Genomic DNA, 22,285 nt, shown 5'->3' with positions numbered 1-22,285 from the left:
GCGGCTGAGAGGAGCCAGACAGCCGCACACCGGCATCCGCTACCGGCATGTCACCTCGGGCGTGGCGGCGGCTGCCCGGCGCGCCGGTGAATCCCGGAGCGTGACAATGATGTTCACCGCCGGGGTGTCGCCATGGCAATGCTCGGGTTCGGCGGACGCGGCACCGAGGACGGCGCGATAATCGGCGCGGGCCCGCTACCGGGGCCGCCCCGCGGAGAGGAGACCACCGTGTCGGACTCGCAGGATCGGAAAACGTTCGCGGTGGGCACGCTCACCGGTGTCAATCCGCCGTTGGCCGCAGCGCGATCGGTGGTGCGGATGGCGCGGCTCGGGCGATTGGATTCGATACTCGCACCGGATCATCTGATCAGCGTATTTCCGCGGGCGATATGGGACTCCGACTTCACCGCGCAGGCCAGAACCGTCGAGAGTCCGGACGCGCAGCTCGACTTCGCACCGCTGCTCGCGCATCTCGCGGCGGGGGCGGGGCGGGTGCAGTTGGGGGTCGGGGTCACCGACCCGCATCGACGGCATCCGGTGCTGCTGGCGCAGACATTCCTCACCCTCGCGCATATGACCAAGGTGCCGCCCATTCTCGGAATCGGCTCGGGGGAACGGGAGAATCTCGATCCCTACGGATTCACCTGGAACCGGCCGGTGGATCGGCTGGAGGAGGCGCTACCGGTGTTGCGTGCCGCGCTGTCCTCGACCGAGCCGATCGACTTCTCCGGTCGCTACCATCAAATCGACAAAGCGCCAATGGATTTGACCTGTCCGACGAATCGTATGCCGCAGGTGTGGATCGGTGCGCACGGACCGCGCATGCTCGAGCTCACCGGGCGGTACGCCGACGGCTGGTACCCCTGGGAGTCGCTGTCGCCGGACGAATACGAGCGGCGGCTGCGGGTGGTCCGCAAATCCGCGGTCACCGCTGGTCGCGATCCCGATGCCATCGTCCCCGCCGCCATGCTGCAATTCCTCACCGCGCGAACAGAATCCGGTATCAGCCGACTGCTGCGTACGCCCTCGATGCGCTATGTCGGCCTGTTCGCCTCCGCTCAGGTGTGGGCCCGCTCCGGTGCGAAACATCCGCTGGGAGAGGACTTCCGCGGCCTCATCGACCTGATGCCGCACCGCCTCACCAAAACCGAAGTCCGCGAAGCCATCGCCGAGGTCCCCGAAGAGGTCCTGCGCAACTGGCTCATCGTCGGCACCCCGAACCAGGTACTGGCCCGCATCCGGGAGCTCGCCGACGCGGGCCTGCGCCACGCCATAATCCTGCCCTCCGCGGCCCTGGTCTCCAATGCCGACGCGGCCTTCGGCTACGGCGTCCTGCTCTGGCTCGCGGCCAAACTCCGTCGCCCGGGCGGTCAGCCGGTTGCGGCCGCGTGAAAGTGCGGGGCCAGATCGAGCGTGGCGGCTTCGGCGGGGGTGGCCCACCTGTGGGCGTCGTGTTCGGCCGGGTTGAGCGTTATCGAGGCCGGGCCCGGTTCGGCGGTGTTGTAGATATGGGCATGGATTCGCAGCGGGCGGCCGGTGATATCCATCCAGGAGTGGGTGGAGTGCGGGTCGGTGACTTCGACGGTGAGCCCGGTTTCCTCGGCCGCCTCGCGGATCGCGGCATGTTCGGGGTGTTCGCCGGGCTCGATGGTGCCGCCGGGGAGCTCCCAGCGCCCTGCGAGAAAGACACCGGGTGCTCGGCGGAGCAGCAGCACTGTGCCGTTGCGCTCGATGCGGCAGTAGGCGAGGTGCTTTTCTTTCATTCGATGATCATGATTGGCTCGTCGCCGGATGGCCAGCCGTCGTTGCGGGTGGTGGTGATCGACTAGCGGAATCAGCTGGGGGTCAGTCGGTTCCGGGCCTGCTCGGCGCGGCGCTCCAGCCCTTCCAGGGTTTGCTCGGCGCGGCGCAGAGCGTCCCGTGCGGAGCGCTCGGTGGCGGCGGTGAAGCGGCGCTGCTCCTCGGCGTGGGTCAATTCGGCGCGCAGGTCGGTAATGCGGGATTCGAGGCGAGTCAGGTCGGTGGCGGCACGATCGTGCTCGGATTGGGCGTGAGCCATTGCGGTGCGGGCCGATTCGAGCTCGGCGAGGGTCCGCTCGAGGTCGCGGCGAGCCTCGGCCCGCGGATCCGGCTCGGCGGCCGGAGCGGAGTCGCGGGGAGTCGCCGTCCTCGCAACGGGTTTCTCGGCCGGAGCGGCGGGAACGGAAACCAATGCGGCAGGACCGAATCCCTCGTAACTCGCAGCCGCCGTCAGCGTTCCGGATCGAACCTGGGCACCCACCTCGGGATCGGCCAGCGCCGCCTGCAAAGTGCTCCCGACATCACGCAGCACCGATTCACTCAACCGCTGCCCATGCTCCGCCGCCAATCCCGCCGCCTTGCGGGTCAGCCCGTTGACCGCCTGCTGTCGCTGCGTCGACAACGTCCGCAGCTGCTCACCGGACAACCGACGCTGCGCCTCCCGCAGCGCGTCCCCGACCTCGAGGAGCGCCAGCACGTCCTCCCGTGCCGCGCGAGCCAGCAGATTCACCGCCCACGCCGCCACGGTAGGCCGCCGCAATGCGCCGATAGCGGTGGCGAGGGCCTTGTCCCCGCCGTCCCGAACCTTTCGAGCCCGCTCGTCTCGCGCCGCCACGAACTCTCCGGGTGGCAATCCATAGAGCTCACCCGCAACCTCGTCGAGTGTCATACCACCCAAGCCTACGAGCCTCCCGTACCTCGAACGCGCATGTCCGCGCGCCCGCCGGCCGCGTCGAGGTTTGGCAGGCCGGGACGCGGGCATCGCTCCAGACGACAGGATCGCCCGCGAATACGTTCGAAGGAGCTGGCGGATGAGGGCTGGGGCCGGTTCGATCGCGCTGTGCGCGGTGACGCTCGCGCTGACACTCGGCGCCTGCGATTCCACTCCGGGGAGCGGTGTGCCAGGGACCTCCAGTGCGTCGGTCACCAGCGGTCCACCCGGCGCCGCCACCACGACCGAGGTCACCCTCCCGCCAGGGGGCTCGAAAACGGTTGCCGCGCCATCGGCGGCGTCACCGGATCAGGTGCGGCGCAAGACCTGTGAGGACCTTCGTCCGCGCTTCGACAAGATTCGCGCGGACTCCGGGCAGGCGGCGGTGGATCGGGCGGCCGATGAGGCGATCGAGGGATTCCCCTCCTCGACGGAGTGGGCGGTACTCACCGATGAGCAGCGGCAGGCCGTCATCGCTGGCGCGCATCAGGCGGCATCTGGTAAGTGCCAGTGAGGGAAGGGAGTTCGGATTCTCAGCCGCGCAGGCCGAAGAATGTCAGGCTTCCGATGCCCGCCACCAGGCAGTAGACGGCGAAGGGCGTCAGCGTCTTGGTCTCGAAATAGGCGACCAGGAATTTGATCGAGATATAGGACAGCACGCCCGCGACGATCGAACCCGCCAGCGCCGGGCCGAGGATGTCGTGATGCTCGGGCTTGAACAGCTCCGGCACCTTGAGCACGCCCGCCGCGAGAATGACCGGCGTGGCCAGCAGGAAAGCGAAGCGGGCCGCGTCCTCATGGTGCAGGCCCTTGAACAGTCCGGCCACGATGGTGCTGCCGGAGCGGCTGATACCGGGGAAAAGCGCTGCGATCTGGGCTGATCCGATCAGCAGCACATCTTTGGCGCTGAGCTGGGACAGGCGCAAATCGGAGTGGAGTTCGGGGTTCACCACCGGCAGTACGACGGTGTCGTCGAAGCGCGGATCGGCGTGATGCCCGGTCGGCATGGCAACCCGCGCGGGCACAGCGCGCTTGCGCATCAACTCGGCGGAGAGCAGCACGAATCCGTTGAGCGTCAAGAAGATCGATGTCGGGACAGGGGTGCCGAGATAGTTGCGCACCGCTTTCTCCAACAGCAACCCGGCCAACCCGACCGGAACGGTCGCGACAATCAACAGCACACCCAATCTGGCTTCGGCCGTGCGGATTTCGCGTATCCGCACCGCCTCCCAGAGCCCACCGGCAATGCGAATCCAATCCCGCCGGAAGAAGATCACCAGCGCCAGCGCGGTTGCCACATGCATCGCCACCAGCAGTGCCAGATACGGCGAATTCGGCGCGGCCATATCCAGATCCCGCGCCCACTGCCCACCGACCCATGCGGGCAGCAGAATGCTGTGGCCGAGGCTGGAGACCGGGAAGAGCTCACTGACTCCCTGCAATGCGCCGACGACTATCGATTCCGGATAAGAGATGGCCATAGCCGGTGAAGATACGCAGCACTGCCTGTGACGGCGCTGAGAGGTCGGCGAAGATTTCACAGATCTCCGCTGGACAATCCACTTTTCGAGGGGTAGATGAGTGGGTATGGCTACCGTTGTAAGGGGTAGTCGCGACGCTGTGCGGGAGGTGGTCCTGGTGTCGGAGGGTGCTTCCGCGTCAATGCGGCTGTGGCGGGTGCGGCCGTGGAATCCCAGTCCGCTCATGCGTGTTTCGGATCGGGTCGAGATCGTGGTGCGGGCACTTGCCGTGGTGGCGGTGGCGGTGGCCGTGCCGGTATCGGGTGCGGTCGGGACCGTGAGCTATACGGGGGCGGTGGCTCGTATCACCGCACAGGATGCCGGTAAGGAGCATGTCGATGCCACGCTGACGGCGGATGCGCGGCGACTACCGGCGGCGGATCGGTATGGGGTGCATCAGGATCGGTATCAGGCGCCCGCGACCTGGAGTCATGACGGGCGCACCGCGACCGCGACCATCGATGTGCCGGGGCCGCAGGCGGCGGGTGCGACCGTGCCGCTGTGGATCGGCGGGGACGGCAATCCGACTATCGCACCCGCGCGACCGGGAGCGGCCGCGGCCGAGGGTATCGGCACCGGGCTGGCCGTCCTGGTCGAAAGCTGGTGTGCGGCAGCGGCATCGGTGTGGATCACCGGGACCGCGCTGGAGGCGCGGCGCAACTCCAAGCTGGAGCGCGAATGGCGGCTGATGAACCGGCCGATCGGCAAGGACTCGCTGTAGCCCCGGTGGAATCCGCCGTGGTGGATCAGTATTCGCCGTGCACCAGATTCTCGGGAGCCGCACCCGAGAGATAGCGGCGGATCTGTTCGGTGGCAATGGCCCAGCCGCGCTGCTGACTGCCCCGGCTGCTGCCACCCACATGCGGGGTGATGAGTACGCCCGGCGCATCCCAGAGCGGATGCCCGGCGGGCAGCGGTTCGGGATCGGTGACATCGAGAATCGCGCGCAGACGGCCCTTCTGAAGTTCGGCGAGCAGGTCGTCGGTGCGTACCACCGGGCCGCGCGCGGCATTCACCAGGATCGCGCCATCGGCCATGCGGGACAGGAATTCGGCATCGACCATGCCGGTGGTCGCGGCGGTCACCGGCACCATCATCACCACGGCATCGAAATCGCCCAGTAGCGAGGGCAATTCGTCCACCCCGCGAATACCCTCGCGCGCCTGCGTGCCGACCATGACACAGCCGGCATCGAATGCGAGCAGCTTGCGCTCCAGCTCCCGCGCCAGATCACCCGCGCCGACAATCAGAATCCGCTTCCCGGACAACGTATCGGTCTGATGCTGCGTCCACCGATGCTCGCGTTGGGCCTGCGCGAACTCGACGAACTCCCGGTACACCGTGAGCAATCCGGTCACCGCCCACTCGGCGGTACTGGCCCCGTGCGCACCCCGCGCGATGGATAACAGCACCCCCTCTGGCACCTTGCCCACCCAAGCCTCCGCACCCGCGGTCAACAGCTGTACCAGCCGCAATTTCGGCAGCTCCCAGGTCATATGAACCGCCTCGGGCCCGACCAGGAACCCGGGCACCAGCACCTGCGCCTCCTCGGCCCCGGCGGGCAGCGCCTCCCCGAGCCGGAACCGCAGTCCCCGCACCCCTTCCAGGCGTGAGACCGCCGCGAGGCCGTAATCATCGGGAACCAGCACAGTCACCGTCATGGAGGTGACGCTAGCCGATGGGCCGCGCGGCGGTCGCGCGCCTATCTGGCGGGGGCGTCAGTAATACCAGCGCCGACCACCGACCGGGCGGCCCATCGAGCCGAGTGCCCACAGTACGAGCCCGGCCACCAGCACGATGATGCCGAGGGTGGTCAGCAGCGGGATACCCACCAGCCAGCCGACGACGAGCAGAACAAGTCCGAGAACAATCATGATGAATTCCTATTTCGAGGTTGTGGCGGGGTTGGCCGATTTATCGGCCGACGGCCGGTGCAGGAAGCGGTTCAAGGACCACTGCGGCTGCTGTTGTGCGGCCGGTGCGGGTTTCGCCGCCGGTTTCGCCATGACCGGTTTGGCCGCGGCCGGCGCGGCCGCGGGCTCGGCCGTCGGCGGTGCGAACCGCTTGGCGGGTGCAGCGGGGGTGACAGGCTTGCCGAGTTCCTTTCGCGCGGCGGCCATTTCGCGCCGCGACTGTCTCAGGTCCCGGCGCGCGGCTATCCCGCGCCGAGACGTGGTCCAGGTGCCCGCCAGCAGCATGATGAGCCCGCAGATGCCGATGGCTCCGATGAGGATGCCGTAGGCGAAGAGCAGGCCGGAGGAGCCGACGTAGGTATGACCGAAGACGGTGAATCCGCCCTGAAGCGTATGGCTTTCGCCGCTGTTGGCCACTATGCCCGCGACTCCGACGACCACGGCCGCGACCAGCACGATGAGCCCGATGATGGTGAACATGATTAGGCTATGCCCGCTGGTAGTGGCATGAAACCCCATGGACGGGGCGTTGTCCGCGGCTCGCCGAGCCGCTCTGTCCCCGCATCGTCCCGTCTCGCGCTCGAGCCTGCCCATCGCGGGGTTTCCGGCGGTGCGAGCGAAGACATAGTCGAGCGTGTGAGTGTCGGTGCCGGGCAGCTCCTGGACCCTCGCCCGCCATAATTACCCTTGCCTAACAAGGACTTTCGTCGCCAAGAGGGGGACCGATGGCCCGTGACAGTCGTTGCGACCGGGCGCAGACTCGAAATGCCCGCCGTTCATACCGCTCGAATCGCTTTCAGAGTGACGGCGCGCAGACCGCTTCGACCAGCTCTCCGACGGCTTGCTCCGGGAGTCGGCGCGCGATGTCACCCTCGGTGATGATCCCGACCAATCGGCCGTCCTCGATTACCGGCAGCCGTCGAATCCGACTGTGCTCCATGATGGCCAGCACATCGGTGACATCGCTCTCCGGGGACACGGTGAGTAGTTCCCCCTGCGCCAGTGCGCCTGCGGTCATGCTCATCGGATCCTGGTCACCGGCAAGACATTTCACGACGATGTCGCGATCGGTGACGATTCCGACCGGATAACCTTCGGAGTCGCATACCGGCAGCGCGCCGATGTCCAGATCGCGCATGCGATGTGCCGCCTGAGTCAGGGTGTCGGTGTCGGTGACGGTTTCAACGCCCGCATGCATGATTTCGCGTGCTGTGGTCATGACGAGAGTCCTCTCGAATTATGGTCTTGGGCAGGGGATGACTCTCATTCTCGAGGCAGCCCCCGACTCCGCCGCGATGCGATTGATCGATTCATACTCACCCCGCTGCCCTGTCCATGGGTAGAGCCGGAAGTCCCGCGGTCCGCGGCCGGCCATCGGTCGTGTCAGGGCAAGCTTTCGCACCCTTGGCAGGGCGGAAGCGGACCGCGTCGACAGGCGTTGCCCTCGATGTGGGTGACTTCGATGATCTACTCGTGCAACCGAATCCGATCACCTGGTCCTTTCGGTGTGATCCGGCCCCCGAATACCGTGCTGACAAAGAACCCTGGGCCGCAGGTGACCTTCGTCCCCCGGCGGGAGGATATCGTCCTCCAGATCCTCGACGTCCGCCGTGCAACGCTGGAGATCGCAGTGCGGTATGGGAGGAGTGTCGATGGCGCACAAGACTGTTGCCGATGTGATGACCCGAGATGTGGTCAGCGTGCCGGAGGATATGCCTTTTCACGAGGTGGTTCGGGTGCTGGCCGGGCACAATGTCAGCGGTGTGCCGGTGCTCGACCGCAAGCGTCGGGTGGTGGGCATGGTGAGTGAGGCGGATCTGCTCGATCGGCAGGCACGTCTCGGCGGTGCGCCCGGTATCAAGACGTGGATATCGCTGCGCCGCAAAGCATCTGCCCGCAAGGGCGTCGGACGGACCGCCGTTGAACTGATGAATCACCCGTTGGTGGCGGTCGGTCCGGATACCCGGGTGAGCGCGGCGGCGGCGGTGCTGGCCCGGCACGGCGTCAAGCGGGCGGCGGTGGTGGATCCGGGGGGAGTGCTGGTCGGTATCGTCAGCCGTAAGGATCTGCTCACGGTCTACCTGCGTAGCGATGCCGAACTCGCCGACGAGATTCGGGCCGAGGTGCTGGAGAAGGCCATGTGGCTGACACCGTCCGAGGTGGGCGTCGATATCCGTAATGGTGTGGTCACGCTGCGCGGGACGGTGGAGAGCTCTGGAATGATCGAGGTCATCACAGCGCTCACCGAGGCCGTGGACGGTGTGGTCGGGGTGCACAACGAGATCGTGGCCGACACCGCCCGCGACATCATGCATCCCGGGGTGCAGACGATCGCCGAGAGCGATTCGATCGCCGTGGCGGCGTGCCGGATGCGGGATCTCGGTGTGGGCGCGCTACCGGTCCACGACCATTACGGTGCACCGGTCGGGATCGTCACCGATCGTGATCTGCTCGTGAAATGTGTTGCCGCTGGTAAGGATCCGTATCGGACCTCGGTCGGGTCGGTCGCGACCGGCCAACTCGTCGCGGTGCGGGCCGACAGCAACGTCACCGACGCGCTGGGCTTGATGCGGCAACACCGGATCCGGCGGCTGCCGGTCGTCGAGAACAACCGGCTGATCGGCATCATCACCGAGGCCGATCTGGCGCGCCGACTGCCCGCGCGAACCGTCGGGCGCTTCCTGGCGAAGTTGTATACGCCGACCGGCTGACGGACGACCCGTCCGGCTCGCACATCCAAGCCGACCCGTCCACCCGCTCGGCGTGTGACCACTGCAACCGGTGTATGCCGACCATCTACACCGGTACCCGTTGCGTACATCGGTTGAATTCGCCTGCGCCACAGCGATGAACACGCCCCGATGGACTTCGGGTTTCACCCGCGGCGCGCCGGTCATTGCGGAGGTATCCGCGAAATCCGAACGAGAGGCAGGCACCATGAGCGCCTACACATTCCAGCTACCCCATTTCACCAGCGATGCCGATCAGGCCGAACGGGCGCTGCGGGGAATGGATTCGACCAGTGCGGTCAACGCCGACAAGGCGTCGGAGACCCTGACCGTGGACTCCTCGCTCAGCCATGGCGAGGTGCTGGACGTCCTGCGTCAGCAGGGGATATCCGCTCAGTAGAGCGGTAACGAAGCGATCGCTCACGGCGAGCCGCACCCTCGGATTGGCGATCATTAGGCAAACTCCCGGGGCATGTCCCTATTGCCCGATTGTCAGCGCGGGTAGCGGCTCGCCGTGGCGTGGCCGCTCCAGGGTGTCCCGGCCCCCATGCTCGCCATCGGTGGTGCGCCGCCGGACGAGCCGGGCTGGGCGCGGGAGATGAAGTGGGACGGGGTTCGGGTCATCGCGGTCTGCGCGGCGGGGGAGTGCGCGCTCTACAGCCGCAATGGCAATCGGGTCGGCGGCTCCTATCCGGAGCTCGTGACGGCGCTGCAGGGCCTGGCGGGTAAGCGAGCACTGATCCTCGACGGTGAGATCGTGGCCCAGGAGGCCGACGGCGCACCGTCGTTCGGGCGGTTGCAACGACGCATGCATGTGGCCCGGCCCGGCGAGCAGTTGATCGCCGAGGTTCCGGTGCGGTTGTTCGCCTTCGACATCCTCACGCTGGACGATCGCGACACCATGCGTGAGACCTATCTGATTCGCCGTGAGATCCTCGCCGAACTCTCCTTCACCGCACCGCTTTCCGCGCCCCCGCAGTGGCTCGAAATGGATGCGACCAAGTTGCTGGACGTGGCCCGTGAGCATCGCCTCGAAGGCATCGTCTCCAAGCGCGTCGATTCGGTCTATCTTCCAGGCCGTCGCTCGCCCGCCTGGATCAAGACTCCGCTGCGGCAGAACACCGAGGTGGTGATTGCCGGGTGGACGCCCGGGACCGGTGCGATGGCCCCGACCTTCGGTTCGCTGGTGCTCGGCGCGCACGACGAGACCGGTCGATTCGCCTACATCGGCAATGTGGGCACCGGCTTCACGCAAGCCGCCCGGCGCGCAATTCGCCGCACGCTGGATGAAATCGCGCTCTCGACAAGCCCTTTCGATCCGGCGCCGCCGGAAGCCGCTGTGGGCGGCTGGCACTGGGTGGAGCCGATCCTGGTCGGTGACGTCGAGTACCGCGAATTCGCCGGCGCCCGACTGCGTATGCCGAGTTGGAAGGGGTTGCGCACCGACAAGGCTCCGGCGCAGGTCGAAGTGCCTCCGGTGCGGTAAGGCTTTGCTACGAACCTCGTGTTGCGACAACGTAATTGGCGAAATTCGCAAGATTGGACCACAATCGGAGGAATGGGCGGTGAAGGGCACCGAAAGCTGCGCGAGCTCTCGGTTGCCGATTCCCTGAAACGGTTGGCGAGTGCGCAATACGGCCGAATCGTTTTCTCGCGCCGCGGAGTTCCGATCATCAGACCCGTGAACCATATTGTCGAGGCGGACACCGTGGTGGTGCGGGCGCATCTTGGCGCAAGTCTGCTGCGAGGTGACGGGCAGATCGTCGCCTATGAGGCCGACGACTTCGACGAACACACCCGGCGCGGCTGGAGCGTCATCGTCACCGGCGTGGCCCGGGTGGTCATGGATCCCGAACAGGTGCAGCGCTACGAGACGCTGCTGGACCCGTGGATCAATATGCCGATGGACCATGTGATTCGAATCGAGACCGAGATCGTCACCGGCCTCGAACTGGTCGACGAGAATCCGCGGTGACATTACCCATGAGTAGTTTCCCGGTACCGGGGACTGTGACGGCCGATACCTCTCCGGTAGCCTGACACGCCGTTGGACCGAGCGCGGCAACCCGCTCGCAAGCTCGGCGCGGCCCACGGGAATCGGTGTTCACAATGCCGGAAGCGTTGCGGCCGCACGCACGTGGAAGGAACACCATGACAGCATCGGATAGGCAGGCGGTCACCGCGACCGGGTCGACCACCGCCGACGAGGGCTATTCGCGCGGTCTGTCACCGCGCACCATCCAGATGATCGCCATCGGCGGCGCCATCGGCACCGGCCTGTTCTACGGTGCGGGCGGGGCCATCGAACAGGCGGGCCCCGCGCTCATCCTCGCCTACCTGGCGGCGGGCCTGGCCATCTTCGTCATTATGCGGGCGCTGGGCGAGCTGCTCACCTATCGCCCCGTCACCGGCAGCTTCGCCGAGTACGCCAACGAATTCCTGGGCCGCTTCGCCGGCTTCGCCACCGGTTGGACCTACTGGGCGGTCTGGGTCAGCACCTGCATGGCCGAGATCACCGTGGCCGGCAAGTACGTGCAGTACTGGTTCGATATTCCGCAGTGGGTGACCGCGCTGGTGGTGCTCGGCATTATGTTCGGGCTCAACCTGGTGTCGGTCAAGCTGTTCGGTGAGGGCGAATTCTGGTTCTCCATCATCAAGGTCACCGCCATCATCGCCATGATCTGCATCGGTATCGGCGTGCTCGTCCTCGGCTTCGGTCATGCGGCCGACCCGACCGTCACCAACCTCTGGAGTGACGGCGGCGTCTTCCCGAACGGCTTCAACCAGGCGCTGCTGGCCCTGCAGATCGTGGTCTTCGCCTACGTCGGTGTGGAGTTGGTCGGCGTCACCGCCGGGGAGGCCCGCGACCCGAAGCGAACCCTGCGCAAGGCGATCAACACCCTGCCGTTCCGTATCGGCCTGTTCTATGTGGGCGCGCTGGTGGTGATCATGTCGGTCTCCAGCTGGCGCAATTTCCACGCCGGGCGCAGTCCGTTCGTGGAGGTGTTCGAGCAGATCGGTATTCCGGGCGCGGCCGCGATCATCAACTTCGTGCTGTTGACCGCCGCGCTGTCCTCGTGCAACTCCGGTATCTACTCCACCGGCCGCATGCTGCGCAGTCTGGCGCAGCGCGATGAGGCTCCGGCCGGGCTGGGCACGCTGAGCTCGCGATCGGTGCCCGCCACCGGTATCGCGGTCTCGGCGGCGGTCATGGTGATCGGCGTCGGGGTGAACTACTTCTCGCCGGAGAAGGCGTTCGGCTATGTCACCTCGGTCTCCACCATGGGCATCATCTTCGTCTGGGGCATCATCCTGGTCTGCCACCTGATCTATCGCGCTCGGGTGAAGGCGGGGCTGCTTCCGGGCAGCGATTACCGACTACCCGGTGCGCCATTCACCTCGGTGCTGGCACTGGCCTTCCTGGCACTGGTCGTGGTGCTGCTGTTCTTCACCGAATCGGGTCGTACGGCCCTGGTGGTCGGCGTGGTCTGGGGCATTCTCGTCTGCGCCGCCTATCCACTGCTCACGGGTCGCCGCGCACAGCGCGAAAGCGTTTAAACAGCAACACGTTTCAACCGAACGCGGCACAGGCGCGCTCCCGGAGGACTACCTTGCCAGCAGAAGGCAATGGCTCCGGGAGCGCGAATGAACGATCCGCGACAGTATGTGGTGATCGGGGGCGGCCTCGCGGGTCTGGCCTCCGCGGTCTGGCTGGCCGAGGCCGGAAAACAGGTGACGCTACTGGAGCGCCGCGGGCGACTCGGCGGCCGCACCCATGCCCTGGAAGTGCCTGCGCTGCACGATATTCCGGACAATGGCCAGCATGTCATCGCCAGCGGATACGACCATCTGTTCCGCTATCTGACCAGTGTCGGCACCCGCGAATTCGTGAAATTCCCGCATCAGGGCGTCCTGCGCTGGCCCGGCGGGCGCACCACCGTCATGGGCACCAAGGGGGTTCGGGCGCTGCGCTCACTGCTCGGCGCGCATCCCGATGCCGGTCCGGCGGATCGGGCCCGCGCCGCGCTGGCCACCATGCGGATGGGCTGGCAGTGCCTGCGTCAGCCCGCCGATCTGGCGGATCTGACCACCGACCAATGGTTCCGGCGACTCGGTATGCCCGATACCGCGCGCGAGGCGCTGTGGGACTGGCTGGCGCTCGGCATCGCCGCGGAGCCGGTGCGCCAGGAGTCGGCCAAGGTCTTCGCCGATGTGCTGGCCACCGGAATCAGATTGGGCGTCAAGCATCGTCAGCCCGTCAGCATCGGCTATCCGACCACCGATCTCGATTCGCTCTTCGTGACCGGAGCGCACCGCGTGTTCGATCGGCACGGGGTGCGGGTGCGCCATCGCGCGGTGGCGCGGCGTATTCGGATCGAGGACGGCAGTGTGACCGGGGTGATCCTGGCCGGTGGCGAGGTGGTGCCCGCGGACGCGGTGGTGTGCGCGGTACCCAACTCCTATCTCGGCGGATTACTCGACGACCTGCCCGAACATGACGAAATCTATTCGGCCGCGGATAAATTGGGCTTCACCCCGATCGTGAGCACCAACCTGTATCTGGATCGCCCGCTCGGCACCGAGGGGGCGATGGAGGCGCTCATAGGCGGGGCCGATGTCATCGATCAGGTCTTCGATCGGCAGCGGATGCACGGACGCGGCACGGAACACGGCTGGCTGTACTGCCTCACCACCAGCGGGGCCTACGCCCAGATCCACAAACCCCACGACGAGGTGGTGGACGAGCAGATGGAGCTGCTGCGCCGGTACTATCCGGCCGCCAAGGATGCCAAAGTGCTGCACGCGCAGGTGGTTCCGATGCCCCGCGCCACCTTCTCCCAGGTGGTCGGGACCGACGGTCTGCGTCCCGGGCAGCGCACCTCGGTGCCGACGCTGGTCATCGCGGGTGATTGGACCCGAACCGACTGGTCGGCCACGATGGAGAGCGCCGCGCAGAGCGCCGCCCGCGCGGTCGATCTCCTGCTGGCCCTGCCCGCCCGGTAACAAGTGCGCCGCGTGGTCGGCCTACTCGCGTTCGACTCGTGGCCGGGGATCGCGGAAGTAGTTGAGCACCAGGCGGGTGATATCGGCCAGGAAGCGATCGCGCGGGATCGGCGGGTCGTCGAGTAGGTAGCGGATGGTCAGATGCTCCACGGCGCGCACCAACATCCAGGCCGCCGCGTCGAAGTCCACATCCGCGGGGACTTCGCGTGAGCGCATGGACAATCCGAGCCGCGCCAGCTCGCCGATCTGCTGTTCGAAGGCGAGTACCGTCGCCCCCGAGGACAGCCGCGGAGTCTGCTCCACCACCGCGCGCAGCAGCTCCCGATGGGTGCCGAGCGCATCCAGCAACTCCGAAATGGTCTCCGGCACCGCCACTTCCGGCGCACGGGTCATATTCGCCACCACCCGCGCCCGCACCCGTTCGGTGACCGTACCGGTATAGCGCTCGATGACCGCCGCCACCACGGCGTCCTTGTTCGGGAAGTATTGGTACAGCGATCCCGGGCTGATACCCGCCGCCTCGGCAATGCGATTGGTGGACGCACCGTCGTAACCGTGTGCGATGAGCACCCGCTCGCCCGCGTCCACAATCCGCCCGACCATGGCTCGGGAGCGCTCCTGCTGCGGTGATTTCCGGGGTGCGCCAGGGGTTTTCGGGGCTTGGCGTTTCGGTGGCATGTCATTTCCACTGCGGTTCGGAATGCGAATTGAATGCGAGTAAATATTCGTGTCAGCCTGTGGCCATGGTGTCACAAGCCGCAGTCGCAAGCGACCCCCGTCCCGAGCCGATACCCCTGGGCCCGGACTCGCTGACCTGGAAGATCTTCGGATCACTGTTCTACGCGCCGACCGGATTCTTCATGGGCATGGTGCAGAACATGCATCCCGGACTCGGGGCGGGCGTGGAGTTCCACTCCGAGATCGCGGGGGAGCCGTATCAACGCGTCCTGCGCTCGGCCTACCCGATTCTCGGCGTCGTCTTCGACGGGCCGCGGGCCAGGCGCACCGCACAGGAGATCGTCGGGTACCACCGGGAGATCAAAGGCGTTGACGCACAGGGCCGCCGGTATCACGCGCTCGATCCCGGCACCTTCTACTGGGCGCACGCGGTGTTCTTCGTGCAGACCCTGCGCACCGCCGAGCTCTTCATGGGCGGGTTGAGCGGTGTCGAGCGCGAACAACTCTGGCGTGAGCACTATCGATGGTACGAGCTGTACGGCATGAGTACGCGGGTGGTGCCGGAGTCCTGGCCCGCGTTCCAGCGCTACTGGCGCGATATGTGCCGGGACACCCTGGAGCCCACCCGCGCGGCCTGGGATGTCTACAACCTCATCGACACCGCACCGGTGCCGCCGTTCCCGGTATTGCGCCATCTCCCCGAACCGTTGTGGGAGAGGCTGATTCGTCCCGGCGGTGGGCGGCTGGTCAAATTCGTCACCATCGGCCTGTGCGATCCGGCGATTCGCCGCACCATGGGCTTCACCTGGACCGCCCGCGATCAGTGGCTCTTCGATCGACTGTGCGGGGCGCTCTCGGCCGCCAATCGGGTGACACCGGCCGAGCTGAAGTACTCGTTCCCGCGGGTGCGCGCCGCGCGCCGTCGAGTCGCAGGAAAGCGGCCGGACACCATGCCGCCCCCGGAGGCGCCCGAATTGCTGTGGCCCGCAACGGAACACCGCGGCGACCCCAAGCACTACTGTCCCGTCCACGCCGATCCCGGCGCGGGTTCGGTCACCAAATTCCGTCAGCTGACAGGGTTTTAGCGATGCGACCACACACCGGCGCACAGCCCGCGACCACCGGCGGGCATCCGTACGACTACTACTACCGGCCCGGAATGCCGTTACGCCCGCCGCCGCCCCGCGCGGTGGCCTCGGAGCTCTGGTACGAACCGCGCAAGGCCATGCTGTCCCCGTGGATGACGGTGCGCCGCGAACCCCGGGACACCCCGCGCACCCGATTGTTGGCCGATCATCTGTGGCAGGGCGACGAACCCATGGACGAGGTGGTCGCGGCCTTCGGTCGGCTGGGCACCGCGGGCGGTCGTCGCATGCTGAACCGGGCCTTGGAGCACGGCATCGACAGCGTCGACGATCCACCCGTCGAGCTCGTGAATCTCTTTGCGCGCATAGACAATCCGCCGCAGTGGTACGACCCGGACCGGTGGGAGTACGGCCGCCGACTCTGGATCAATGTCTCCACCGCCGGGAAGATGGCCATGGGCGTACAGGACTTCATGGGCACGTTCGTCGGTGCGGAGGTCGCCTCGGCGGTGGGGGAGACCGGGCGTTTCGTCAAAGATCCGTACCGCCGCAATCTCGAATCCGCCGTCTGGTTCGGGAGTGTCACCGCCCCCGGTGCGCTGGAGCGCCGCTCACCGATTCTGCACGACACCGTTCGCGTGCGGCTCATGCACGCTCAGGTGCGTGCCATGCTGCGCCGCCGCTGGGGCGCGGAGCACTTCGCCCGGCACGGGAACCCGATCTCCAATGCCACCACCATGGGTGCGGCCGTCACGTTCGGTCTGACCCCGATCTGCTTCGATCATGTACACGGAAGGCGCTGCACCACAGCACAACTCGATGCCGTCATGCACTACTGGGCCTATATCGCCTACTGCTTCGGAGTCGCCGACGAACTGATTCCGCGCTCGGCCGCCGAGGGGATGGAGATGGTCGATTACATGGTCGCCACCGCGGGCGTCGCACCGGAGCGGACCGCGGGTATGGCCGGTGCGGCAACCCGCGCCTTCTCCGATAGATCGTTGATGGGCAGAGTGCGGATCGCTGCCACCGCACCGGTATTGGGTGCCTTCGCGTTCTACAGCAGTGCACCGCTGATTCGAACCCTGCTGGCGGACACTCCACTTCGCGCGGTCCCGGTCGAGCCGTGGTCCACCGCGACCGCCCTGGCCACCACGGCATCGGTGCGCCTGCGCGCATTCGATGACCGGCTGCCGGGTGCGCGCGGGCGCATGATCCGGCGTACCGCGCACTCCGATCCCTTCTGGAATCGCAATATCGAAGTCGCGAGATTCCTGGCCGCGCGCGTGGGAATCCGCGGCACGCCATTCGATCATCACGATGGGTCCGCATGCCCGATGTGAATCAGGTGGAGCCACCCGCGATGCTCAGATAAACGATCATCACTGTGAATAGGAACCATCCGGCGCCCTGCCAAATAGGCCAGGTACGCCCCGCTCGCCACTCCCGAAAGGTAATCAGGAACGCGCCGATTCCACCGAAGAGCAGAACCAGCGCGGGCCCAACCCCACCGCCAGCCTCGAGGCCGAATCGCAGAGCATGGAATCGGAGTTCGAACACTCCGGCCGTGCGGCCGCCCACACCAGCGCCAGCGCCGCGACAATGGCGGTGAGTATCAGCACCCCGACGACATAACGCGCGGCGCGTCGAAAGGTCGGCGGGCTGTGCCACCGCTTCTCCACGTCATCAACCATCGCGCACCTCCTCGCCGGTGAATTGCCCGCGGCTGCCGAAACAAACAATTCAGCGGGCGTCGGCTGCCAGACCGATACCGAGCCCGATAAGGATCGCCGCGAGCGCCCGCTCGACCCGCTGCCGGATCTCGGTTCGCCGCAACCAGGCCCCGGCCCGATCGGCGGCGAGTACGACGCCCGCACACCAGAGCGTATCGATGACGAGTTGGATGGCGGCCAGAATGATCACCGTCGGCAATACCGGGCCGTTACTCGGCAGGAATTGCGGCAGGATGGTCAATCCGAATACCGCCGCCTTGGGATTGGCCGCAATGGAGATGAGCGAGGCGCGAAACGCCGCCGCCGGCGTCTTGCCACCGCGCAGGACCGAGGTCAGCGCCGCCCCGAAGGCATCCGCACCCGCGGACCGTCGCATACCGCGGGTGCTGCGCCAGGCTTGAATCCCGAGCCAGATCAGTACGACCGCGCCGAGAATATGGATGCCCACACTCAACATCCGGTTGGCGACCAGGAGCGCGGACAGCCCGGCTCCACCGGCGAGCGTCCAGCCGAACACCCCGATCTCATTTCCGGCCACCGCCGCGAGCCCGGCCCTGCGCCCATCGCGCACCGACCGCTGTAGGAACAATGCCGTCGCCGGGCCGGGCAAGGCGGCCAGGATCAGGCAGGCGAGGGTGAAGGCGGGGAGTACATGAACCCAATGCGGCATCACGCGATGCTGGCATGCGAATCGGTCCGCCGCCAGGTCTTTTCCACTTAGCGTCCGGCAGTGGCGAAGTCCTTACCGCCCACGTAGATGGTGTGGCCCGGAGCCGCGATGACCGTGGTCGCGTCGGCGACCGCGGTGGCGAACTCCTCGACGGTCGGCAGCTCACCGTGTTCGCGGCGGGCGGTCACCGCGCCGGGGTCGCGGCGCTCGAGGAGTCGGACGATGATGGTGCCGTCGATCATATCGCCGGAGACGACGGTGAAATCGATTCCATCCGAGATGAATTCGGGGATCATGGCGCGCAGTCCGTCCTCGCCGGCGCGTTTGCTCGCGGCGATGGGCTCATAGCCCGCGGGGACCGGGCGGGTGGGGGAGAAGTGGGCTTGGTGGCTGGTGACGAAGACGATCCGGCCGCCGCGCGGTAGGTGGGGTACGGCCAGTCGAGCCAGCCGGGTTTGCGCGTCGCGGTTGAGTCGCATGGCGTAATCGGGCGCGGCGTCGCGCTCCAGGCCGCCGGAGGCATTGAGGATCAGCACGTCCAGGCGGCCGAACTCGGCGATGACGGCTGAAATCAGACCTGCCGCGCTGTCGGTATCGGCGATATCGGCACCCGCGACCGAGGCGCTGCCCCCGGCCGCCGCGATCTCCGCGGCAATGGTCTCGGCACGTCTGCGCTTCTCCCGATAGTTGACGATCACGTGGTCGCCGCGGTGTCCGAGCACCCGGGCGGTCTCGGCGCCGATGCCGCGAGACGCGCCGGTGATCAACACAATTCGCTTCATATCCACTCCTCCGGCCCCGACCAACGCTTCTAATTCAGAACCAATATGGTAGTTCTGAATGAGAAGCGCAAGCCGAACCCCGGACCCGCACCTGGCCGCCATGGAGCTGCTCGGCCAGCGCTGGATGCTGCGCGTGATCTGGGAGCTCGAACCCGGTCCGCTCGGCTTCCTCGAACTGCGCCGCCGCATGGGTAACTGCTCGTCGAGCATGCTTTCGGTGCGCATGCAGCGGTTACAGGAAGCCGATGTGGTGCTGAAGAAGTCGGATAAGTCGTATGAATTGACCACGGCCGGGCGGGAACTGGCGGTGGCTCTGAAACCGTTGTGGCAGTGGTCCGAACGCTGGGGCACCAAGCTGGAGCGGGCCGTCGACGACAACGGATAGAGATCTTCATGCGACGCAAGCGGCTCATCGGCTCCGCCCTGGGCGCGGTGCTGCTGCTGCTCATCGCGGCCGGGCTCTATGTCTTGATGAACTCGCGCACCTTCCAGGTGGCGGGCCGGATCGTGCCGCGCGTGGACACCGATCGCAAGGTCGTCGCCCTCACCCTCGACGACGGGCCCTCCGACCGCACCCCACTGGTGTTGAAAGCCTTGGCGGACGCGGGAATTCCGGCCACCTTCTATCTCATCGGCTCGGAGCTGGCCGCACATCCACCGCAGGGCGCGGCAATCGCCCAGGCGGGCAATGAGATCGGCAATCACAGCTACACCCATCGCCGCATGATCCTGGTCGGCCCCGGTACCGTGCGCGAGGAGATCGAGCGCACCGATGCCGAGATCGCGAAGACCGGCTATCTGGGCGAGATCACCGTCCGCCCGCCCAATGGGAAGAAGCTCATCGGCCTGCCCATGTATCTGTCTCAGCATGACCGCACCACGGTCATGTGGGATGTGGAGCCCGATTCGGGTACCCGGGCGAGCACCGATGAGATCGTGGACGAGACACTGGCGCAGGTGCGACCGGGTTCGATAATCCTGCTGCATGTCATGTACGAATCGGGTGCGTCATCGCTGGCCGCGATTCCGCGAATCGCCGCCGGACTGAAGGCTCAGGGCTATACCTTCGTCACGATCTCGGATCTTGTGCAGTTGTCCGACTGAACACATACACTGTCTGGGACGTGAATCAGATGTGGAGAGGTGACACGATGGGAGACCGGACGGTCGTCGCTGACGTTGCCGACGAATTGGCGCGCCGCGTGGCATCGGGACAATACGCACCCGGTGGACTCATGCCGTCCGTTCGACAGGTGGCAGACGAGTTCGATCTGAATCGTGCGACAGCGCAGCTGATTCTGGGACGGCTCGAGTCGTACGGATTCGTGGATGCGCACCGCGGCAAGGGATTTGTGATCCGCGATGTGCGCGCCGCGGGCGGCGTGGATGTGTACCGGCGACTGTTCCGGCTCTCCATGCCCGAGCCCGAGGTGGCCGCGGAGATGTTCGGCAATATCGTCGAGGAGGAGCGCGGTATCGCCCTGGAGGCGCTGCTCGCCTACACCGGCAGTGACCGCGGGGTCGATCCGATCGATCTCAAGGCCGATATCGACGAGCTGGAAACCCTTGCACGCGGTGCTGATCCGGATCCGCACCGCATGCTGCGCATCGAGTTGAACCTGCTGCGCCGGCTACTCACCGCGCTCGGGCACGGTATGCAGCGCGCGGTGCTCAACTCCATCGGCGAGATGATTCTCGAGGTGCCCGAGGCGGTGGATGCCTACTTCGCGGTCTCACCGGATCTGCATGTGCTGGTCTGGCGCGCGCTGGTCGCGGTCTGGGACTCCGAGGGCGGGCCGAGCGAGGCGCAACTGGCGCTGTTCGAGGATCTGTTCGGGCTCTACCACCAGAAGGTGGTGGCCCGATTCGAGGAGTTGGTCGGCACCGCCGAGGGTGTCGAGGAGACAGTTCACGCGGCCACCGCGTAATTCGTCCGATTTCACGCCGCCGGGCCGGTCTTGTCTGAGACGACAGGACCAGCCCGGCGGTTTTCGGTCTACCCGGCTTGCGCTAGGTGCCGATGACGGCATTCATGATTGTGCCTGCGCTGGTGGCGATTACGCCGCCGACCAGCGCTCCGGCGATCTGCTTGGGGGCGGTGAGCGCGCCACCGCTCCATTTCTCCCAGGCGAAGCGGCCACCGGCGTAGATGATGGCGAGCAGTCCGGATAACAGGACGAACCACGTGAAGTAGCGGACCAGCTTCAACAGCTTGTCCGCCACCGGCGGCGTTTCCGGTGTGGGATTGAAGATTTGGGCCAGAACGTCTTGGCCCAGCAGATCGTGGGCGGCAGTCAGAATCATCTCGGCGCTCTTCCACGTGACGGCGGGTTCCTCTACGGAGTACCCGCCGGACGGTGGTTTGCGCAAGGTGTGCATCAAGTTTCGCGCGTGGCGCGCGACCCGATTGCCGCACAAGAGGATTCAGTCGACGTCATTGTCCGCGGAGAGATACGCGATGGCCGCTAGATACTGCCGGCACGCGAAGTGCTGATCGTGTGCGCGCAGAATGGTGCGGGCCCGGCGGTAATTCAAACCGCGCGGTTCTATTTCGCAGTCATCACCGGAGAGATCGGTGCTGTGGGCGAGCATCTGTGTCATTGGATGCCTCTGGCCGAGGGGGAATTGGTGCACCGAGTGTATGAGGCTGCAAGTCGCAGATGCAAGTGCATCTGTACGTTCGACGACACGTGTCGGATGTAGTAAGTCCGATTCGGTGTTGTTGGGGCGTATGGGATTACGCGTCTTGCGCCACTGTGACGAAATGTCCGGAATGGCGAAGCTCCCTCCGGATCACCCTGCCACATTCGGGGCGGTCGGTCGAATCGGCTCGGCAACCGTTTGCCATTCCGCCCGTCAGAGGGTCTGCCGCCCTTTATCTATGGCCCGCTTTGTGTGGCTCGAGGGTCGGCCGGGGTGTTCGCCAGATATTGCCCTGCGCGGGTCCGAAGACGTCACGCACCTGATCCGGGCAGACCGTCCGGTATGAAATGTCGGGATTTCTTCACAACTTCGCATCGCCACACCGGTCTTCAAGATCAAACATGTTGTGTTGCAAAGGATGTGCCGAAAACGAGGGATCGATAGCGGGCTACTCGCGTGCTATCGTTCATGTTGCGGTTGCAACTGTAAGAACATTTGACCGAACATTTGCAAGTACTGGGACACCACCCACGGGTGGTACTGGCAAGGAGTCTGAAATGATGGACAACCCGGCAACCCGTATCGACATCGACGGCGCTCAACTCGCTTGGCGCAAGAGCACTTTCAGCAACCCGAGCGGTAACTGCGTGGAACTCGCGAAACTGGCGAACGGCGAGGTGGCCATGCGAAACTCTCGTGATCCGGAAGGATCGGTACTGGTCTACACCCGCCCGGAGATCGAATGCTTCCTGTTGGGCGCCAAGAGCGGAGAGTTCGACGATCTCGCTCTCTGAGCG

28 protein-coding genes are annotated in these 22,285 nt (G+C 66.1%); 15 read left to right on the top strand and 13 right to left on the bottom strand.

The genetic code is table 11. From position 1 onward, the window contains the following. Window positions 1–132 precede the first annotated feature (132 nt). A complete protein-coding gene (locus OHB26_RS34345; protein WP_330181406.1) occupies window positions 133–1,392 on the top strand; it encodes an LLM class flavin-dependent oxidoreductase in 1,260 nt (419 codons plus the stop codon). Here OHB26_RS34345 and OHB26_RS34340 read toward each other — a convergent pair. Together OHB26_RS34340 and OHB26_RS34335 are read right to left on the bottom strand one after the other, a co-directional pair. Continuing rightward, window positions 1,371–1,763, bottom strand: coding sequence for an NUDIX domain-containing protein (locus OHB26_RS34340; protein ID WP_330181405.1), 393 nt, complete (start codon window positions 1,761–1,763; stop codon window positions 1,371–1,373). The two genes, OHB26_RS34345 and OHB26_RS34340, sit on opposite strands and share 22 nt — an antisense overlap. A gap of 71 nt (window positions 1,764–1,834) precedes the next feature. Further along, window positions 1,835–2,689, bottom strand: coding sequence for a hypothetical protein (locus OHB26_RS34335; protein ID WP_330181404.1), 855 nt, complete (start codon window positions 2,687–2,689; stop codon window positions 1,835–1,837). Window positions 2,690–2,831: 142 nt separating this feature from the next. Between OHB26_RS34335 and OHB26_RS34330 the strand changes: the two genes are divergently transcribed. Then, on the top strand, window positions 2,832–3,245 hold the full coding sequence (locus tag OHB26_RS34330; protein ID WP_330181403.1) for a hypothetical protein: 414 nt from the start codon (window positions 2,832–2,834) through the stop codon (window positions 3,243–3,245). A 19-nt stretch (window positions 3,246–3,264) separates the two neighbouring features. Here OHB26_RS34330 and OHB26_RS34325 read toward each other — a convergent pair whose 3' ends face one another. Further along, on the bottom strand, window positions 3,265–4,212 hold the full coding sequence (locus tag OHB26_RS34325; RefSeq protein ID WP_330181402.1) for an undecaprenyl-diphosphate phosphatase: 948 nt from the start codon (window positions 4,210–4,212) through the stop codon (window positions 3,265–3,267). Window positions 4,213–4,369: 157 nt separating this feature from the next. Here OHB26_RS34325 and OHB26_RS34320 point away from each other — a divergent pair, with 157 nt between their 5' ends. Beyond that, the gene (locus OHB26_RS34320; RefSeq protein WP_330181401.1) at window positions 4,370–4,972 is read left to right on the top strand and encodes an Rv1733c family protein; all 603 of its coding nucleotides are present in this window, start codon (window positions 4,370–4,372) and stop codon (window positions 4,970–4,972) included. 25 nt (window positions 4,973–4,997) lie between these two features. Here OHB26_RS34320 and OHB26_RS34315 read toward each other — a convergent pair whose 3' ends face one another. The 4 genes from OHB26_RS34315 to OHB26_RS34300 form a co-directional block, all read right to left on the bottom strand. Further along, window positions 4,998–5,912: a 2-hydroxyacid dehydrogenase gene (locus tag OHB26_RS34315; RefSeq protein WP_330181400.1), complete on the bottom strand. Its 915-nt coding sequence runs from the start codon at window positions 5,910–5,912 to the stop codon at window positions 4,998–5,000. A 57-nt stretch (window positions 5,913–5,969) separates the two neighbouring features. After that, window positions 5,970–6,125 carry a DUF6131 family protein gene (locus OHB26_RS34310; RefSeq protein WP_330181399.1) on the bottom strand — a complete coding sequence of 52 codons (156 nt, stop codon included), beginning with the start codon at window positions 6,123–6,125 and terminating at the stop codon, window positions 5,970–5,972. 9 nt (window positions 6,126–6,134) lie between these two features. Then, a complete protein-coding gene (locus OHB26_RS34305) occupies window positions 6,135–6,644 on the bottom strand; it encodes a LapA family protein (RefSeq protein WP_330181398.1) in 510 nt (169 codons plus the stop codon). A 316-nt stretch (window positions 6,645–6,960) separates the two neighbouring features. Next, window positions 6,961–7,383, bottom strand: coding sequence for a CBS domain-containing protein (locus OHB26_RS34300; RefSeq protein ID WP_330181397.1), 423 nt, complete (start codon window positions 7,381–7,383; stop codon window positions 6,961–6,963). 433 nt (window positions 7,384–7,816) lie between these two features. Between OHB26_RS34300 and OHB26_RS34295 the strand changes: the two genes are divergently transcribed. From OHB26_RS34295 to hpnE, 6 genes are all read left to right on the top strand, one after another. After that, window positions 7,817–8,875, top strand: coding sequence for a CBS domain-containing protein (locus OHB26_RS34295; RefSeq protein ID WP_330181396.1), 1,059 nt, complete (start codon window positions 7,817–7,819; stop codon window positions 8,873–8,875). 226 nt (window positions 8,876–9,101) lie between these two features. Further along, on the top strand, window positions 9,102–9,293 hold the full coding sequence (locus tag OHB26_RS34290) for a hypothetical protein (RefSeq protein ID WP_330181395.1): 192 nt from the start codon (window positions 9,102–9,104) through the stop codon (window positions 9,291–9,293). Between the two features lie 114 nt (window positions 9,294–9,407). Continuing rightward, the gene (ligD, locus tag OHB26_RS34285) at window positions 9,408–10,379 is read left to right on the top strand and encodes a non-homologous end-joining DNA ligase (protein ID WP_442942784.1); all 972 of its coding nucleotides are present in this window, start codon (window positions 9,408–9,410) and stop codon (window positions 10,377–10,379) included. Window positions 10,380–10,451: 72 nt separating this feature from the next. Continuing rightward, window positions 10,452–10,868, top strand: coding sequence for a pyridoxamine 5'-phosphate oxidase family protein (locus OHB26_RS34280; RefSeq protein ID WP_330181394.1), 417 nt, complete (start codon window positions 10,452–10,454; stop codon window positions 10,866–10,868). Between the two features lie 176 nt (window positions 10,869–11,044). Next, window positions 11,045–12,451 carry an amino acid permease gene (locus tag OHB26_RS34275; RefSeq protein WP_330181393.1) on the top strand — a complete coding sequence of 469 codons (1,407 nt, stop codon included), beginning with the start codon at window positions 11,045–11,047 and terminating at the stop codon, window positions 12,449–12,451. Window positions 12,452–12,538: 87 nt separating this feature from the next. After that, window positions 12,539–13,897: a hydroxysqualene dehydroxylase HpnE gene (gene hpnE / locus OHB26_RS34270; protein ID WP_330181392.1), complete on the top strand. Its 1,359-nt coding sequence runs from the start codon at window positions 12,539–12,541 to the stop codon at window positions 13,895–13,897. A gap of 21 nt (window positions 13,898–13,918) precedes the next feature. On the opposite strand, the gene OHB26_RS34265 is transcribed toward hpnE, so the two are convergent. Continuing rightward, the gene (locus OHB26_RS34265; RefSeq protein ID WP_330181391.1) at window positions 13,919–14,500 is read right to left on the bottom strand and encodes a TetR/AcrR family transcriptional regulator; all 582 of its coding nucleotides are present in this window, start codon (window positions 14,498–14,500) and stop codon (window positions 13,919–13,921) included. Between the two features lie 140 nt (window positions 14,501–14,640). On the opposite strand from OHB26_RS34265, the gene OHB26_RS34260 reads away from it, so the two are divergent. Beyond that, a complete protein-coding gene (locus OHB26_RS34260) occupies window positions 14,641–15,660 on the top strand; it encodes an oxygenase MpaB family protein (RefSeq protein ID WP_330181390.1) in 1,020 nt (339 codons plus the stop codon). Between the two features lie 2 nt (window positions 15,661–15,662). Beyond that, window positions 15,663–17,003 (top strand): oxygenase MpaB family protein, encoded by a 1,341-nt coding sequence (locus tag OHB26_RS34255; protein WP_330181389.1) that lies wholly within the window; start codon window positions 15,663–15,665, stop codon window positions 17,001–17,003. A 114-nt stretch (window positions 17,004–17,117) separates the two neighbouring features. On the opposite strand, the gene OHB26_RS34250 is transcribed toward OHB26_RS34255, so the two are convergent. Genes OHB26_RS34250 through OHB26_RS34240 form a run of 3 tightly spaced genes read right to left on the bottom strand, consistent with a single transcriptional unit; the run spans window position 17,118 to window position 18,845 of the window. After that, window positions 17,118–17,354, bottom strand: a complete 237-nt coding sequence (locus OHB26_RS34250; protein WP_330181388.1) for a hypothetical protein — start codon at window positions 17,352–17,354, stop codon at window positions 17,118–17,120. A gap of 49 nt (window positions 17,355–17,403) precedes the next feature. Then, the gene (locus OHB26_RS34245) at window positions 17,404–18,063 is read right to left on the bottom strand and encodes a LysE family translocator (RefSeq protein WP_330181387.1); all 660 of its coding nucleotides are present in this window, start codon (window positions 18,061–18,063) and stop codon (window positions 17,404–17,406) included. Window positions 18,064–18,110: 47 nt separating this feature from the next. Further along, a complete protein-coding gene (locus OHB26_RS34240) occupies window positions 18,111–18,845 on the bottom strand; it encodes an SDR family oxidoreductase (RefSeq protein ID WP_330181386.1) in 735 nt (244 codons plus the stop codon). A 58-nt stretch (window positions 18,846–18,903) separates the two neighbouring features. On the opposite strand from OHB26_RS34240, the gene OHB26_RS34235 reads away from it, so the two are divergent. The 3 genes from OHB26_RS34235 to OHB26_RS34225 are packed head-to-tail and all read left to right on the top strand — an operon-like array spanning window position 18,904 to window position 20,773. Next, window positions 18,904–19,230, top strand: a complete 327-nt coding sequence (locus OHB26_RS34235; RefSeq protein ID WP_330181385.1) for a winged helix-turn-helix transcriptional regulator — start codon at window positions 18,904–18,906, stop codon at window positions 19,228–19,230. A gap of 8 nt (window positions 19,231–19,238) precedes the next feature. Beyond that, entirely contained in the window at window positions 19,239–19,949 is a 711-nt protein-coding gene (locus OHB26_RS34230; protein ID WP_330181384.1) for a polysaccharide deacetylase family protein, read from the top strand. 47 nt (window positions 19,950–19,996) lie between these two features. Beyond that, window positions 19,997–20,773, top strand: coding sequence for a GntR family transcriptional regulator (locus OHB26_RS34225; protein ID WP_330181383.1), 777 nt, complete (start codon window positions 19,997–19,999; stop codon window positions 20,771–20,773). 82 nt (window positions 20,774–20,855) lie between these two features. On the opposite strand, the gene OHB26_RS34220 is transcribed toward OHB26_RS34225, so the two are convergent. Further along, window positions 20,856–21,149 carry a hypothetical protein gene (locus tag OHB26_RS34220; RefSeq protein ID WP_067570479.1) on the bottom strand — a complete coding sequence of 98 codons (294 nt, stop codon included), beginning with the start codon at window positions 21,147–21,149 and terminating at the stop codon, window positions 20,856–20,858. Window positions 21,150–21,269: 120 nt separating this feature from the next. Next, window positions 21,270–21,437, bottom strand: coding sequence for a hypothetical protein (locus OHB26_RS34215; RefSeq protein ID WP_169812618.1), 168 nt, complete (start codon window positions 21,435–21,437; stop codon window positions 21,270–21,272). Window positions 21,438–22,045: 608 nt separating this feature from the next. Between OHB26_RS34215 and OHB26_RS34210 the strand changes: the two genes are divergently transcribed. After that, window positions 22,046–22,282, top strand: coding sequence for a DUF397 domain-containing protein (locus OHB26_RS34210; RefSeq protein ID WP_330181382.1), 237 nt, complete (start codon window positions 22,046–22,048; stop codon window positions 22,280–22,282). The last annotated feature ends 3 nt before the right edge of the window (window positions 22,283–22,285 follow it).

Source organism: Nocardia sp. NBC_01503 (assembly GCF_036327755.1).
In the GTDB taxonomy this organism is placed as follows: domain Bacteria; phylum Actinomycetota; class Actinomycetes; order Mycobacteriales; family Mycobacteriaceae; genus Nocardia.
The sequence above is the reverse complement of the archived record's forward strand: the minus strand, read 5'-3'. Positions and strand labels throughout refer to the sequence as shown.

Excerpts from the sequence above, each read along its gene's own strand:
- OHB26_RS34345 (WP_330181406.1), top strand. The coding sequence starts at position 133 with ATGGCAATGCTCGGGTTCGGCGGACGCGGCACCGAGGACGGCGCGATA.
- OHB26_RS34340 (WP_330181405.1), bottom strand. The coding sequence starts at position 1,763 with ATGAAAGAAAAGCACCTCGCCTACTGCCGCATCGAGCGCAACGGCACA.
- OHB26_RS34335 (WP_330181404.1), bottom strand. The coding sequence starts at position 2,689 with ATGACACTCGACGAGGTTGCGGGTGAGCTCTATGGATTGCCACCCGGA.
- OHB26_RS34330 (WP_330181403.1), top strand. The coding sequence starts at position 2,832 with ATGAGGGCTGGGGCCGGTTCGATCGCGCTGTGCGCGGTGACGCTCGCG.
- OHB26_RS34325 (WP_330181402.1), bottom strand. The coding sequence starts at position 4,212 with ATGGCCATCTCTTATCCGGAATCGATAGTCGTCGGCGCATTGCAGGGA.
- OHB26_RS34315 (WP_330181400.1), bottom strand. The coding sequence starts at position 5,912 with ATGACGGTGACTGTGCTGGTTCCCGATGATTACGGCCTCGCGGCGGTC.
- OHB26_RS34310 (WP_330181399.1), bottom strand. The coding sequence starts at position 6,125 with ATGATTGTTCTCGGACTTGTTCTGCTCGTCGTCGGCTGGCTGGTGGGT.
- OHB26_RS34305 (WP_330181398.1), bottom strand. The coding sequence starts at position 6,644 with ATGTTCACCATCATCGGGCTCATCGTGCTGGTCGCGGCCGTGGTCGTC.
- OHB26_RS34300 (WP_330181397.1), bottom strand. The coding sequence starts at position 7,383 with ATGACCACAGCACGCGAAATCATGCATGCGGGCGTTGAAACCGTCACC.
- OHB26_RS34295 (WP_330181396.1), top strand. The coding sequence starts at position 7,817 with ATGGCGCACAAGACTGTTGCCGATGTGATGACCCGAGATGTGGTCAGC.
- OHB26_RS34290 (WP_330181395.1), top strand. The coding sequence starts at position 9,102 with ATGAGCGCCTACACATTCCAGCTACCCCATTTCACCAGCGATGCCGAT.
- OHB26_RS34280 (WP_330181394.1), top strand. The coding sequence starts at position 10,452 with ATGGGCGGTGAAGGGCACCGAAAGCTGCGCGAGCTCTCGGTTGCCGAT.
- OHB26_RS34275 (WP_330181393.1), top strand. The coding sequence starts at position 11,045 with ATGACAGCATCGGATAGGCAGGCGGTCACCGCGACCGGGTCGACCACC.
- hpnE (WP_330181392.1), top strand. The coding sequence starts at position 12,539 with ATGAACGATCCGCGACAGTATGTGGTGATCGGGGGCGGCCTCGCGGGT.
- OHB26_RS34265 (WP_330181391.1), bottom strand. The coding sequence starts at position 14,500 with ATGGTCGGGCGGATTGTGGACGCGGGCGAGCGGGTGCTCATCGCACAC.
- OHB26_RS34260 (WP_330181390.1), top strand. The coding sequence starts at position 14,641 with ATGGTGTCACAAGCCGCAGTCGCAAGCGACCCCCGTCCCGAGCCGATA.
- OHB26_RS34255 (WP_330181389.1), top strand. The coding sequence starts at position 15,663 with ATGCGACCACACACCGGCGCACAGCCCGCGACCACCGGCGGGCATCCG.
- OHB26_RS34250 (WP_330181388.1), bottom strand. The coding sequence starts at position 17,354 with ATGGTTGATGACGTGGAGAAGCGGTGGCACAGCCCGCCGACCTTTCGA.
- OHB26_RS34245 (WP_330181387.1), bottom strand. The coding sequence starts at position 18,063 with ATGCCGCATTGGGTTCATGTACTCCCCGCCTTCACCCTCGCCTGCCTG.
- OHB26_RS34240 (WP_330181386.1), bottom strand. The coding sequence starts at position 18,845 with ATGAAGCGAATTGTGTTGATCACCGGCGCGTCTCGCGGCATCGGCGCC.
- OHB26_RS34235 (WP_330181385.1), top strand. The coding sequence starts at position 18,904 with ATGAGAAGCGCAAGCCGAACCCCGGACCCGCACCTGGCCGCCATGGAG.
- OHB26_RS34230 (WP_330181384.1), top strand. The coding sequence starts at position 19,239 with ATGCGACGCAAGCGGCTCATCGGCTCCGCCCTGGGCGCGGTGCTGCTG.
- OHB26_RS34225 (WP_330181383.1), top strand. The coding sequence starts at position 19,997 with ATGGGAGACCGGACGGTCGTCGCTGACGTTGCCGACGAATTGGCGCGC.
- OHB26_RS34220 (WP_067570479.1), bottom strand. The coding sequence starts at position 21,149 with ATGATTCTGACTGCCGCCCACGATCTGCTGGGCCAAGACGTTCTGGCC.
- OHB26_RS34215 (WP_169812618.1), bottom strand. The coding sequence starts at position 21,437 with ATGCTCGCCCACAGCACCGATCTCTCCGGTGATGACTGCGAAATAGAA.
- OHB26_RS34210 (WP_330181382.1), top strand. The coding sequence starts at position 22,046 with ATGATGGACAACCCGGCAACCCGTATCGACATCGACGGCGCTCAACTC.